Origin of the sequence: Nocardioides sp., from assembly GCF_036374615.1 — a bacterium.
In the GTDB taxonomy this organism is placed as follows: domain Bacteria; phylum Actinomycetota; class Actinomycetes; order Propionibacteriales; family Nocardioidaceae; genus Nocardioides.
In genome coordinates, this window is the sequence record NZ_DASUTK010000144.1 from 1 (window position 1) to 12,952 (window position 12,952).

11 protein-coding genes are annotated in these 12,952 nt (G+C 69.7%); 6 read left to right on the plus strand and 5 right to left on the minus strand.

Features of this window, described 5'->3' with window-relative positions:
• From VFZ39_RS11295 to VFZ39_RS11305, 3 genes are all read left to right on the plus strand, one after another.
• Positions 1-1,244 (plus strand): Ig-like domain-containing protein (locus VFZ39_RS11295; RefSeq protein WP_330865853.1); only part of this gene is annotated, 1,244 nt, incomplete at its 5' end.
• 110 nt (positions 1,245-1,354) lie between these two features.
• Complete coding sequence (locus VFZ39_RS11300; RefSeq protein ID WP_330865854.1) at positions 1,355-3,382, plus strand: hypothetical protein; 2,028 nt, start codon at positions 1,355-1,357, stop codon at positions 3,380-3,382.
• A 256-nt stretch (positions 3,383-3,638) separates the two neighbouring features.
• On the plus strand, positions 3,639-4,304 hold the full coding sequence (locus VFZ39_RS11305) for a GAF and ANTAR domain-containing protein (RefSeq protein WP_330865855.1): 666 nt from the start codon (positions 3,639-3,641) through the stop codon (positions 4,302-4,304).
• Positions 4,305-4,339: 35 nt separating this feature from the next.
• Here the strand turns inward: VFZ39_RS11305 and VFZ39_RS11310 are convergent, their stop codons facing one another.
• The 4 genes from VFZ39_RS11310 to VFZ39_RS11325 all read right to left on the minus strand — a co-directional run bounded on the left by VFZ39_RS11310 (position 4,340) and on the right by VFZ39_RS11325 (position 8,695).
• Entirely contained in the window at positions 4,340-5,524 is a 1,185-nt protein-coding gene (locus VFZ39_RS11310; RefSeq protein WP_330865856.1) for an aromatic ring-hydroxylating dioxygenase subunit alpha, read from the minus strand.
• Between the two features lie 174 nt (positions 5,525-5,698).
• Positions 5,699-6,568, minus strand: coding sequence for an ABC transporter permease (locus VFZ39_RS11315; RefSeq protein ID WP_330865857.1), 870 nt, complete (start codon positions 6,566-6,568; stop codon positions 5,699-5,701).
• Positions 6,565-7,470 carry an ABC transporter permease gene (locus VFZ39_RS11320; protein WP_330865858.1) on the minus strand — a complete coding sequence of 302 codons (906 nt, stop codon included), beginning with the start codon at positions 7,468-7,470 and terminating at the stop codon, positions 6,565-6,567. The genes VFZ39_RS11315 and VFZ39_RS11320 overlap by 4 nt, the downstream gene beginning before the upstream one ends.
• Positions 7,463-8,695 carry a spermidine/putrescine ABC transporter substrate-binding protein gene (locus tag VFZ39_RS11325; protein WP_330865859.1) on the minus strand — a complete coding sequence of 411 codons (1,233 nt, stop codon included), beginning with the start codon at positions 8,693-8,695 and terminating at the stop codon, positions 7,463-7,465. Before VFZ39_RS11325 ends, VFZ39_RS11320 begins: the two co-directional genes overlap by 8 nt.
• 87 nt (positions 8,696-8,782) lie before the next feature.
• On the opposite strand from VFZ39_RS11325, the gene VFZ39_RS11330 reads away from it, so the two are divergent.
• Both VFZ39_RS11330 and VFZ39_RS11335 read left to right on the plus strand, forming a co-directional pair.
• Positions 8,783-10,204, plus strand: a complete 1,422-nt coding sequence (locus tag VFZ39_RS11330) for an aspartate aminotransferase family protein (RefSeq protein WP_330865860.1) — start codon at positions 8,783-8,785, stop codon at positions 10,202-10,204.
• 11 nt (positions 10,205-10,215) lie between these two features.
• Entirely contained in the window at positions 10,216-11,304 is a 1,089-nt protein-coding gene (locus tag VFZ39_RS11335) for an ABC transporter ATP-binding protein (protein WP_330865861.1), read from the plus strand.
• Positions 11,305-11,448: 144 nt separating this feature from the next.
• On the opposite strand, the gene VFZ39_RS11340 is transcribed toward VFZ39_RS11335, so the two are convergent.
• Entirely contained in the window at positions 11,449-12,066 is a 618-nt protein-coding gene (locus VFZ39_RS11340; protein WP_330865862.1) for a TetR/AcrR family transcriptional regulator, read from the minus strand.
• 95 nt (positions 12,067-12,161) lie between these two features.
• Here VFZ39_RS11340 and VFZ39_RS11345 point away from each other — a divergent pair.
• On the plus strand, positions 12,162-12,952 hold a 791-nt coding region (locus tag VFZ39_RS11345; protein WP_330865863.1), incomplete at its 3' end, for an NAD(P)/FAD-dependent oxidoreductase.

Genomic DNA, 12,952 nt, shown 5'->3' on the forward strand with positions numbered 1-12,952 from the left:
ACGCCTTCAACAAGTTGTCCAAGCCGGTAGAACTGCTCACTCCCACGAACGGTGCCACTCCGTCGAACTCGATCACCTTCACCTGGCGCGACTTCCTGGCCACCAACCAGGACGCCAGCACGCCCGGGAGCCACGCGGGCGTCCACTCGGTCGAACCGGACGTCGAGGCCTATCTGTACCGGGTCCAGGTCGACAACGACCCGAACTTCCAGTCCCCACTGGACGAGGTCCTGGTGGATCAGATGACCTACACCGCGGCCGGCACAACCTACCCGGAGGGTCCGTTGTACTGGCGGGTCCAGGCCCTGGACGGTTCGAACAACTCGCTCACCTGGAGCGACCCGCGGATGTTCGTCAAGCGGTCGCCGGTGGTCTCTCTCACAGCGCCCGTCAACAACGCCCAGACGACCGGCACGGCTCCGCTGCGCTGGAACCCGTTGGCGTACGCCGCGAGCTACGACGTCGAGGTGTACAAGGACGCCGACACCATCGGTCAGGCGGGCAACCTGGTGTTCTCCGGCAACAGCAAGCAGGTCGCCCTCACGCCGACCGCTCCGCTAGCAGTGTCGGGACAGTCCTACACATGGCGGGTCCGGCCCCGCGACGCAGCCGGAAGGCCTGGGCAGTGGACGGATCTCGCGGATCCGACCGCACGCTTCCGCGTCACCGGTTCCGCACCCGCTCTGACCGCGCCTCAGGACGAGACGCTCGTCGTCGGTCGGGACACCCTGTTCAGCTGGACCGGCGTCGACGGTGCGACTGACTACCGCTGGGACCTCCGACTCGAAGGTGGCGGCGGTCTCACCTCTGTCCGGACCCCAGCTCTCGCCTGGGCACCCTCAATCGTGGGTGACGGCAACTGGGAGTGGCGCGTCGTCAGCCTCAACAGCGCCGGCGTCGAGATCGGCGCATCTCCCTGGTGGCAGTTCCGCGTGGACGCCTTGCGTCCCGCGGTCGCCCTTGTCAAGCCCGCCGGGCTCGTCAAGCGGCGCGCCAACTTCACAGTCACGTTCAGCGAGCCGGTCCGGAACGTGAAGAACACGACGTTCAAGATCATCCCGGTGGGTTCGCGGAAAGCTCTCACGGCGAAGGTCACGCCGTCGAGCAGCCGGTTCAAGGCGGTGCTCAACCCATCGCGTGACTTGCGGCGGGGGAAGAGCTACACGATCAAGCTGACCGGCGGCATCCGCGACGACGCCTCGAACAGGCTGGTCCCCTACTCGTGGACGGTCACATCGAAGTAGTCGTCAGGCAGGGCCGGCGCAGCGGCCCTGCCTGAGAGGAGTCACCTCCACGGCACCTCGTGCACGACGCTTAGGCTGATCCGCAAATCCATCGTCTCGGAAGCCTGAACGTGTCGACTGCCGAACCGCCTGACTCCCGCTCGGACGACGCCGCGACCGCTCGCGCGGCCTTCACGAGCGCCGCCAGGAGCGCGGTTCGGCTGTGGGCGTTCGCGCTCGCAGCGGGGTTGCTGTGGGGACTGGGCGGCGCGCTGCTCATGCGGGCTCTGGCGCTGAACGCCGGCTATAGCCAGGCGGAGGCCTGGGTGCTGGCCTGTGCCATCGGGGTGGCCCTCAGCCTCTACCCCATCGTCCCCGCGCTCGTGCCACGGTCGCTGCCGGACGCAGCCGGCATCGCGCTCCGGGGCCGCGATCGGGCCGAGGTTGCCGGCTGGGTCCGCGCCCAGGCCGGCTTGCGGGCCAGGGACATCAAGGTCGTGACTGAACCCGCGGTGTGGATGACCGTCCGGGGCGGGCTTCGGATCGGTATCGGCCTGGTGGCCTGCTTGCGCGAGGACGAGCTGGCCGCCCTGGTGAGGCTCGCGCGACGTACCGACGGCAGCATGACGTTCGGCGAACGGCTTGCGCTGCGGCTGGTGTACGGCGACGTCGGCCGCGACGCCTCGTTCGGGACCAGGCGGCTGGCCCGACGGCTGGCCCGACGGTTCTCGGCCGTCGAGCAGACCAAGGCGTCCTGGATCGCAGCCGAGGAAGCATCCGGCGTCAGGGGCGAAGCAAAGCTGAAGTCCGCTGTGAGCGCTCGGAAGGTGGTGGCCGAAGGATGGGATCTGCTCGTGGACCAGTTCCTCTGGCCCGCGCTGCTGGTGGGCGCCTGGCACGACGACCCGTGGACCGGCCTCCGCACCATGCTGGCCGCGTGGGAGCAGGCCGGTGCGGACGTCTGGCCGGCTCGCCGCGACTCCGAGCTCGGCTGCGCGGCCGACGAGCTCCCGGGCGTGATGCGCCACGAGCCGGAGCTCGCGCTCCTCATTCTTCCCCCGGAGTGGGCACGTGACGACGAGCCGACGCCGTGGGAGGAGCGCCCGGATCTGGTCGACGAACGGGTGTTCCGCCGTCAGGTCGCCCTGACCCTCGACGCCGCCCGGATCGCCACCGGCCGTGCCGTGCCGGCCACCTTCGACGCCTTGGGCTCGGTGCTCGAGGGCGGCTGGGCTCCGACCGTGGCCGGCCTCCTGGGCGTGACACCGACGGAGGAGGAGCTTCGTGAAAATCCCGACGGTGGTCCGCGGGTCGACGCCATCATCTCCCGAGTCATCACCGAGATCGCCACACTCAGCCTGCTCGACGCATCAGCAGGGTCGCTCACGTGGACGTGGACCGATGGCAGCACGCTCGTGGACACCGACGGGCGGCCGCTCGACGTGGCTGCCGCCGTACGCCGCCATCGCACCGGCCACGCGACCATCGACCTGCTGGGGCTGCGTGCGTGGGTACGTCGACACGGCGCCGACCCGTCCGCACCGGTGTGGCTCGAGGAGGCGGTGGAACCCGCGCCCGAGGCGACCGTGCTGCAGTTCGGCGCGGTCCGGCGGCTGCGCCTGCAACGCGTCGTGCTGACGACCGACGCAGTCAGGTTCTGCCACTACAAGGGGGGCGGCGCTCCGGACCTCCACGAGATCGTGCCGCGCTTCCCGCTGGCCGAGATCGTCAGCGCCGAGGTGTCGCCGCTGATCGCCAGCCACCGCCACTGGCGGCTCAAGCTGCGGACCGCGGACCGCACCCGCAGCGTGTGGACCAGCGAGAAGCGTGCCGATCTCGTGCCGGCCCTGGCGGAGGCACTGGGTGAGCGCCTGTCCTTGACCTGGTGGGCGCTGCCCGCGCCCCTGCGCTGGGCGCGCAACGTGTGGGGGTTCGTCTGTAGCGCGCTCGGGGGTGTCTCCGTGCTGCTGGGACTGCTGTTCATCATCGACCCGCTCGACAGCATGAGGCCCGGGCTCGTCGACCAGACCGTGATGATCGTCGGCGGCGCCCTCGTCTACACGCTCGCCTACCTGCCCGAGTGGCTGCTGCGGCTCCGCCGCGACCGGACCTCACGCCGGCTGGCGCCGGTGCGGGTGGGGCCGCGCGACCCCCACTAGCGCAAGCGACCACCCCCGGCACTCGCGTGCCGGGGGCGGTGATGCCTGTGCGGCCCTGGGGCCCGCTTGTTTGGAGCCCAGGGGCCTGAACCGTTGAATGCTCCGGAGTACTCCTCGGCCTTGGGGTACCGTACCCGCCCAAACGGGTGAAGACTCCCCTGCAGGCGATTGGGAATGATCTCCACCCGCACGGGTGGAGCCGCACGTACGAGGTGATAACGGCGATGAGACGGTGAGCAACGATCACTTTCGGACGATGACCGAGGCGGCGCAGGCGATGCAGCTGCCCCGGGACGCTGCCCACGTCATCGACGAGATCGTCTCCCAAGCACCGCGGTTCCTCCCTGAGTTCGAGCATGTCAGCCTCACGCTCGTCGGACCGGACCGGGCGGTCGAGACGCTGGCATCCACCACCGACCTGGCAGGTGAGCTCGACGTCCTGCAGAACAAGACGGGCGAGGGGCCGTGCCTGGATGCGCGCGTCGGCGAGGAGACCGTGGTCATCCAGCACGCCCCCCACGAGCAGCGCTGGCCCGCCTACATCCCTCGTGCCGTCGAGCTCGGGCTGCGCTCCCAGATCGGCGTACGCCTGAACGGGCAAGGGGACCGGCTGGTCGGCCTCAACCTGTACTCCACCTCCCACGAGGCGTTCGATCCCGGGTCGGTGGGGGTCGCCGAGCACTTCGCCGTGCACGCGGGGCTCGCTCTCGGACACGTACGGCGCGAGGAGCAGCTCCACACGGCCATCGGGACGCGCACCATCATCGGGACCGCGATCGGCATCCTCATGGAGCGTCACGGGCTCAGCCAGACGCAGGCGTTCGCCTACCTGGTCCGCCAGTCGAGCACGCAGAACCACAAGCTCCGGCTGATCGCGACGGACCTGGTCGAGGAGACCGAACGAGCCCGTAAGCACAGGTAGGCCGCTGGCCCCGAGCGTTGGCCGCCCCCGCGCCGTCAGGCTTGCTGACCTTGGTAGGCGCGCGCCATCAGCTGGGTGAAGTGGTAGACGCCGTCCTCGCTGGGCGCGAGCGGGCCCGGCTCGTAGCTCGGGGTCTTCATCCCTCGCTGCACGGCCTCGCAGGCCGCCCAGTCCTGCCGGTTGGTGAGGTCCCAGAAGTCGACGGCGTACGACGGATCGAAGCCCTCGCGCTCGACGACCTCGGCCGGGAAGGCCCAGGAACAGCGGATCCGGGTGCGGTCCGGCGAGATCGGGGTCAGCAGGTGGCTCATGATGTAGTCCGGGTGCAGCGAGATCAGCAGGTTCGGCATCACCGCGACGTACATCACCGTCCGGCTCTCCACCTCGTCGAGCCGCGCCATCACGGTGCCCTCGGTGTGACCGTCCAGCGACATGGTCGCCGCGCTGGTTCGCAGGTCCATGTTGCCGCCGATCCAGTTGCCCTCGAGCTCGATGTTGTCCCCGCTGTCGGGCGGTGAGACGCGGCAGAGCTCGGGGTGGATGCTCGGGCAGTGGTAGCACTCCTGGTAGTTCTCGATGATCACCTTCCAGTTGGCCTCCACGTCGTACTCGTGGACCACCGGGGTGACCAGGGCGTCCGCGTCGTACCGCTCCACGACCGACTCGAGCTGGCCGATGTGGCTGCCGAAGTCGGGCGCCTGGCCCGAGGTGTCGACGAAGACCCAGCCGTGCCACTCCTCGACCCGGACCGGCTTCAGCGAGTACAGCGAGGTGTCGAACCCGGGCACCTCCCGGAAGCCCGGCGCCCCGATCATCGAGCCGTCGTGCCGGTAGGACCAGGCGTGGTACGGGCAGACGATCGCGCGGGTCCCCTGCGAGCTGCCGCCGCAGGGCAGCAGCTCGTGGCCGCGGTGCCGGCAGGCGTTCTCGAAGGCCCGCAGCGCGCCGTCGGCGTCACGCACCAGCAGTACGCCGGAACGGCCGATCGACTCCGCGCGCATCCCCTTCGGGGCGATCTCAGTGGACCGGCCGACGCACACCCAGCCGTCGAGGAGGTGCTCGCGCTCCCAGGCGAGCACCTGATCGTCCTGGTAGGCGCCGCGCGGCAGCATCGTGCTCTGGCCGAAGGGTGCGGCGGCGCGCGCGACCTCCGCTGCGGGCAGCGGGGCCGGCGGGACGACGCGGCCGGGGGCGAGCAGGGACGCGGTCGGCAGAGCCATGGTTTCCTCCTCCTGAATGACTGTTCAAACAGTACCGTGTCGCGGGTGGCGCGGTCGAGCGCGGAGCCGGCCCTCGTCGTGAGGCTAACGGTGCCCCGACCTCGCTCCCCACCCGCTGCAACGGTTGGGGAGCGCACCGGCGGCACCGTTACGCAGTCTGAACGGCCGGACTGGTCAGGCTTCGCCGGTGAACGCGTCGATCCCGACCGTGCGAGTGTCCTCACCGCGGGTCATCCGACGGTAGGCGAGGTAGCCCAGCAGCACCGCCAGCAGCGACGCGACCAGCACCAGCGTCGCGACCGCGTTGAGTGCAGGGGTCGGGGCGGCGCGGGCGGTGTTGTAGATCTTCACCGAGACCGGCTCCGTCGTGGAGCCGCCGGAGAGGTAGCGCACGAGCACGAAGTCGTCGATCACGTCGGCGAAGACCAGCACCGCGCTGGCCAGGATCGCGGGCCACGCCAGCGGCAGCAGCACCCGGCGCAGCGACTCGATCGGCGAGGCGCCGAGGTCGACCGCCGCCTCCTCGTAGTGGTGGCCGATCGTCAGCAGCCGGGCACGCACGATGATCACCGGGTAGGACAGCTGGAAGGTGACCAGCCCGATCACCTGGCCGAGCGTGCCGAGCCGGACCGGCGTGGCGAGCACCTCGTTCACCGCGGTCGCCACGAACAGCAGCGAGATCGCGAGCAGGATCTCGGGCAGCACGAACGACAGCATCACCAGGAAGCTCGCGCCCGTCGGCAGCCGCCCGCGCCACCGGTCGAGGCCGAGCGCCATCAGCGTCCCGAGCGGTACGGCGATCAGGGTGACCAGCACGCCGAGCCGAAACGTGTGCACCAGCGCCGTCTGGAGGGCCTGGTCGGCCCAGACCGAGCGGTCGGGCTCGCCGTAGTACCACTGGAACGAGAAGCCCTGCCACTCCGTGCGCGACCGGCCGGCGTTGAACGAGAACAGCACCGCGATCAGTACCGGCGCCAGCGACCAGAACAGGTAGAGCCCGGTCAGGCCGGCCAGCCACGGGGCGCGGCGGCGCGCGACGCTCATGTCCGGCTCTCCTCGCCCTGGCGGGTGGAGTAGACGTAGAGCGCCATCGGCACCAGCGACACGATCAGCACGATCATGACGAACGCGGCCGACTGCCCGGCCTGCCCGGGGGTCAGCACCGCGTTGTTGATCAGGTTCCCGACCATCGCCTGGCCGGGCTTGCCGGACAGCAGGTCGGAGGTGAAGTAGTCGCCGAGCATCGGCAGGCAGGTCAGGATCACCGACGTGACGACCGCCTGCCGCGACAGCGGCCACGTGACCCGCCGCCAGGTCTGGAACCGGCTGGCCCCGAGGTCACGGCCGGCCTCGAGCATGTGGTCGGGGATCCGGTCGAGCCCGGCGTACAACGGCAGGATCATGTACGGCACGTAGCCGTAGACCAGCCCGAGCACCACCGTCACGCTGTGGCCACCCAGCCAGTCGACCTCGGTGTCCCAGAGACCGCCGAGCGTGATCAGCTGGTTCACCAGCCCGTCGTTCTGGAGCAGGTTGATCCACGCCAGCATCCGCATCATGTAGGAGATCCAGAACGGCGCGATCAGGGCCGCGAGCAGCAGCCCCTTGCGTCGTACGGCGATCCGCGCGGCGAAGTAGGCCACCGGGTAGCCGATCGCGAGGCACAGCAGCGAGGCGATGCCGACGTACACCGCGGTGCGCAGCAGGGCAGGCCCGAAGAACCCGTCCTCCCCGACGATGTGGCTGAGGACGTAGGTGACCTGGCCGGTGTCCCAGTAGACCGGGTTCCACGCCGGGACCGAGCGGCGCAGGACGGGGTCGACCTGCCCGAACAGGATCGCCAGCACGACGTACGCGGGCGCGACGAAGAAGCCCAGCAGCCAGAACGTCCCCGGTGCGGCCAGGACCGGCCAGAGCCGGCCCCGGCGGGTGCCGGGCTCAGCCACCGGCCTTGAACTCCTGCCACACGCGGAGCCATTGTTCCTCGACGTCGAGCGGCATGCCAAGCAGCCGGTCGGCGGTGTCGAACCACTCCTCCAGCACGGTCGCCGAGCGCAGGTTGTCGGGGATGAAGCCGTCCTCCACGAGGGTGTCGGGGTTGATCGCCCGCTGCGGGGGCTGGTAGCCGGTGTAACCGAAGTTCTTCTTGGAGACGGCGGCGTCGAGCAGGTAGTTCATGAAGAAGTGGGCGGCGACCGGGTTGTCGCCCTGGGCGAGACACAGCATCAGGTCGTTGTCGACGAGCCCGCGGCCGTCCTCGGGGAACCAGTAGTGCAGGAGGTCCGGTGAGTCCTTCCTCGGCAGGTAGTACACGGCGTTGATGATGTCGCCCGACCACATCTGCGAGAGGCCGAACTGGCCGGCGGGAAGGTCGTTGTACATGTTCACGGTGACCTTCGGCAGCGTCGTCTGCTGCATCTCCAGCATCGCCGTGCGGATGCCCTCGATCACCTTGGGGTCCTCGGCGTTGACATCGTGGCTCCCGTCGCGGAGCGTCGGCAGCGCCATGCACGTGTGCCAATCGTCGATCACGGCCATGTTGTTGCGGTACTTCGCGTCCCAGAGAGCGTCGTACGGGTTGTCCATCGCCCCGATGTCGTCGGGCACCAGGTCGGACCGCCAGCCGATGCCCGTGGTGTACGTCGTGTAGGGGACGCTGTACTGCCAGCCGCGGTCGTACCAGGGGTCCTCGAACTGGGGCCAGCAGTTCGAGATGTTGGGGATGTACTCGTGGTTGAGCGGCCTGATCAGCTTGGCCGTCACCATCTTCCCGATCTGGTCGTACGACGGGAAGTAGATGTCGTACTTGAGCGCACCGGAGACGATCTTGCTCAGCGCCTCCTCGGTGTCGTTGAAGGTGGAGAGCTCGACCTTGACGTCGTACTCCGCCTGGAAGTCCTTGATAACGCGCGGGCTCAGGTAGTCGGCGTAGTTGTAGATCTTGAGGGTGCTGCCCTTCTCGGGCGTGAGCCCGGACTCGATCATCGGCACGTCATCGTGGATCGGCCACTTCACCGGGTTGTCGGGGCTGGCGATCTGGAGGCCCTGGGCGCTGGTGACCTCGGGCTTGCCGCACGCCGCGAGCAGCGAAGAGGAGGAGACGGCCGCGCCGGCGAGCGCTCCGGCGCGCAACAGGTTGCGCCGGGTGATGTCCGGTGTTCGGTGGTTCATGAGACCTCCCGCGCCGCGGCACCTCGTTGCCGACCCTCGCAACGCTGTCATAGACTGAACAGTCAGTCAATGACAAAGGAGTGCCGCATGACGGCCACCCAGCCCACGTCCCACCCCTCCACTCCCGGTCTCACCCCGGCGGCAGGTCAGGACGGTGGCGAGGACTCGATCGACCGACTGATCCGCGAGGAGTCCGAACGGTTCCTCGCCCGCCAACCCCGCAGCGCCGAGCTGATCGAGCGCTCACGCCGCCACCTCGCAGGCGGCGCGACGTCCAACTGGCAGATCGCGGACCCGCAGGCGGTGTGGATGAGCCACGGCGCCGGGTCGCGGATCTTCGACGTCGACGGCACCGAGTACTCCGACTTCCACGGCGGGTACGGCGTGTCGCTGGCCGGCCACGCGCACCCGGCGATCGTCCGCGCCGTGACCGAGCGGGTCGGGCGCGGCACCCACTTCGCGCAGCCGACCGAGGACTCGATCGTGGTCGCCGAGGAGCTCGCACGTCGGTGGGGGCTCCCCCAGTGGCGGTTCGGCAACTCCGGCACCGAGTCGACGATGGACGCCGTCCACCTGATGCGCGTGGCGACCGGCCGCGACCGGCTGCTCAAGGTCGAGGGCTGCTACCACGGCCACCACGACTCGGTGCAGGTGTCGGTGGCGCCCGAAGAGGGCGAGATGGGCCCCGCCGACGCGCCGACCTCGGCCCCGGCGGGCTCCGGCGTGCCGCAGGCGATGGTCGACCTCGTGACGATCGTGCCGTTCAACGACCTGGCGGCGGTCGACCGGGCGCTGGCGGCCCATCCCGGTTCGGTGGCCGGCATGATCCTGGAGCCGCTGATGATGAACGCCGGCGTGATCCACCCGCAGCCGGGCTATCTCGCTGGGCTCAAGGAGCTGTTGCACGCCCACGGCGCGCTGCTGACTTTCGACGAGGTCAAGACCGGGCTGACGGTCGGGCCGGGTGGCGTGACGCGGGCCCAGGGCGTCACACCCGACATCGTCTGCATCGCGAAGGCGATCGGTGGTGGCGTGTCGACCGCCGCGATCGGCGGTACCGAGGAGCTGATGGCGCTGATCGCCGACGGCACCTACGAGCAGGTGGGAACGTTCAACGGCAACCCGCTCGCCATGGCCGCGACCCGGGCGATGCTGACCGAGGTGATGACCGATGCAGCGTACGCGCACATCGAGCGACTCGCGTCGGCGATGCGGGCCGGGATCGAGGAGATCATCGAGCGCCACGACCTGCCGTGGCACGTGGTCACGGCGGGGGCGAAGGGGTGCATCGCGTTCCGCAGCGAGGCGATCCGCAACTACCGCGACTTCCTCGACGTCGACGAACGGCTCGGGCAGGCGCACTGGCTGGTGCAGCACAACGGCGGCGTCTTCCTGCCGCCGTGGGGCAAGATCGAGCAGTGGTTGATCTCCGTGCAGCACAACGACGAGGACGTGGAGCGCTTCGTGACGAACGTGGACCGGTTGGCGCGGGCGGTCCGGGCCGCGTGATCGGGGGCTCGTTGTCCCTGCGGGGACTGGTCAAGGACTACGACGACGTCCGTGCCGTGGACGGGCTGGACTTGGAGATCGAGGCGGGCGAGTTCTTCTCGCTGCTCGGCGAGTCGGGCTGCGGCAAGACCACCACGCTGCGGCTGATCGCCGGCTTCGAGGACCTCGACGCCGGCGAGATCCTGCTCGACGGCAGCGACCTCGCGTCGATCCCCGCGCACAAGCGACCGGTGAACACCGTCTTCCAGTCCTACGCCCTCTTCCCCTTTCTCACGGTGGCCGAGAACGTCGCCTTCGGGCTGAAGTACACCTCGCTGAGCAAGGCCGACGCCCAGCACAAGGTCGACGAGGCGCTCGCCCTGGTCGAGCTCGGCCCGCTCGCCGGCCGCAAGCCGCGCCAGCTCTCCGGTGGTCAGCAGCAGCGGGTCGCGCTGGCGCGGGCGCTGGTGCTCGAGCCGCGGGTGCTGCTGCTCGACGAGCCGCTCGGCGCCCTCGACGCCCGGCTGCGCCGCCAGCTCCAGCGCGACCTGCGGGCGGTCCAGCAGGAGGTGCGCACCACCTTCGTCTACGTCACCCACGACCAGGAGGAGGCGATGACCATGTCCGACCGGGTCGCGGTCATTGTCGACGGCCAGGTCGAGCAGGTGGGCACCCCGAGCGAGATCTACGCTCGGCCGGCGACGCCGTACGTCGCGGCGTTCCTCGGCTCCGCGAACCTGTACGACGCGGTGGTGACCGGCTCCGACGGCGACCAGGTCTCGTGCGACGTACGCGGGCACCGGCTGGTCGCGACGGGCGGTGAGCCGTGTGCTGAGGGGGATGCGGTGACGGTGATGATCCGGCCGGAGCGGGTGACGGTGCACGAGTCCTCCGGGTTCGACGGCCCCAACGCGCTCCCCGGCACCGTCGCCCGCCTCACCTATCGCGGCGCCCACACGATGGTCACCCTCGACTGCGACGAGCTCACCCTCGAGGCCGAGGTCGCCAACGTCCACGGCGAACCCCCTACCTGGCTCGACCCCGGCCGCACCGTCTGCGTCACTCTCTCCCCCACCGCCCTGCGCGTCATGCCCCGCCAGTCGGTCGTCGCGGCTGAGTGAGCGGTTCTTGCCTTCGATTTGATGTGGCCCTTGGGCGGCCTGCAGGGCAACCTCGTGCGCGAGTCCATGACTTCGTGCGGGATGGTCACCCCACCAAGTCATCGGTTCCCCGGCTGAGCGGGGAACCAGCGACCTGGTTGGGCGTCAGGTGAGGTTGAGGGCGCGGCGGGCGAAGTCCATGGCGATCCGCTTGGCGCGCTTGGTGTCGACGCGGGGGTCGTCGAGGGCGACCTGGACCGAGAGGCCGTCGAGCAGGGCGGCCCACTCGACGGCGAACTGCTCGACGTCGGTGTCGCTGAGCTCGCCGGCGTCGATCCCGGCCTGGACGACGCGGGTGATCAGGTCGCGCCACTGCTGGTCGAGCTCGCGGCGGTCCTGGGCGACCTGGGGGTGCTTGAATGCCTGGCACCACAGCTCGAACCACAGCCCCCAGGCGCCGGCGAACTCCTCCTTGGTCTTGGAGTCGAAGGTCATGTCGACCAATTTGGAGAGCCGCTTGTCGAGGGTGCCGGGCTTGTCAAGCAGCTCCTCGGCCGCCCGGTAGAACGCCGCCTCGGAGTGCCGCAGGGCGGCGGTGAGCAGCTCGTCCTTGGTCGCGAAGTAGTACATGACCAACGCGGGACTGGTCTCGATCCGCTTCGCGACGTCCGCGATCCGGGTCCGCTCGAAGCCACGCTCGGCGATCAGCTCTGCGGCGGCGACCAGCATCTGGTCGCGTCGTACGTCGGACTGCTGGCGGCCTTCGGGGGAGGTCGTGGTCACGGCGGCTCCAAGTCCTGGGTTCTGCCGGGCACTGTTTCGCGGTACCGTACCAGCGTACTCGACTGAACAGTCAGTCAGGACTTCCAGGAGGGCACGTGACGCAGCAGTACGACGCGGTGGTCGTCGGTGGCGGGCACAACGGTCTCGTGGCGGGTGCCTACCTGGCCCGCGCCGGCGCACGCACGCTGATCCTCGAAGCACGAGCGACCACCGGCGGCGCCGCCACCACCGAGGCGCCGTGGCCCGACCATCCCGACCTCCGCGTCACGCGGCTGTCGTACGTGATGAGCCTGATGCCGCCCACGATCCTGCGCGACCTCCAGCTCGAGCAGCACGGCTACCGGGTCCACCCGATGGGCCCCTACTACCAGGCGTTCCCCGAGGGCGGCGCACTCACGCTGCACGAGGACGACCCGGCGCGCAGCCGCGAGGAGATCTCGCGGTTCTCGCTCAAGGACGCTCGCGCCTACGAGAAGTGGAACGAGTGGCTGGCCGGGCTCGCCGACGTGATGGCCCCGCTGCTGCTGCGGGTGCCACCGGACATCGGGTCGCACTCCCCCGGCGACCTCGCCGACCTCGCCCGTCTCGCGTGGACGAACCGGAACGTCGACCGGCGCACGATCGCCGACCTCACCCGGCTGATGACGATGAGCATCGCCGACCTGCTCGACGACTGGTTCGAGTCGCCGCAGATCAAGGGCGCGCTCGCCGTCAACGGCGTCATCGGCACGTGGGCCGGCCCGTACGAGCCGGGCACGGCGTACGTCATGGCACACCACTCGATCGGCGACGTCGGCGACGGGCAGCTCGGCTCCTGGGGCTTCCCCGAGGGCGGCATGGGCGGTGTGTCGGCGGCGATCCGGCGGTCGGCGGAGTCCTTCGGTGC

What these genes read in the sequence shown, in the direction of transcription:
- VFZ39_RS11315 (WP_330865857.1), bottom strand. Translation starts at nt 6,568, where the DNA reads ATGAGCGTCGCGCGCCGCCGCGCCCCGTGGCTGGCCGGCCTGACCGGG.
- VFZ39_RS11310 (WP_330865856.1), bottom strand. Translation starts at nt 5,524, where the DNA reads ATGGCTCTGCCGACCGCGTCCCTGCTCGCCCCCGGCCGCGTCGTCCCG.
- VFZ39_RS11330 (WP_330865860.1), top strand. Translation starts at nt 8,783, where the DNA reads ATGACGGCCACCCAGCCCACGTCCCACCCCTCCACTCCCGGTCTCACC.
- VFZ39_RS11305 (WP_330865855.1), top strand. Translation starts at nt 3,639, where the DNA reads ATGACCGAGGCGGCGCAGGCGATGCAGCTGCCCCGGGACGCTGCCCAC.
- VFZ39_RS11325 (WP_330865859.1), bottom strand. Translation starts at nt 8,695, where the DNA reads ATGAACCACCGAACACCGGACATCACCCGGCGCAACCTGTTGCGCGCC.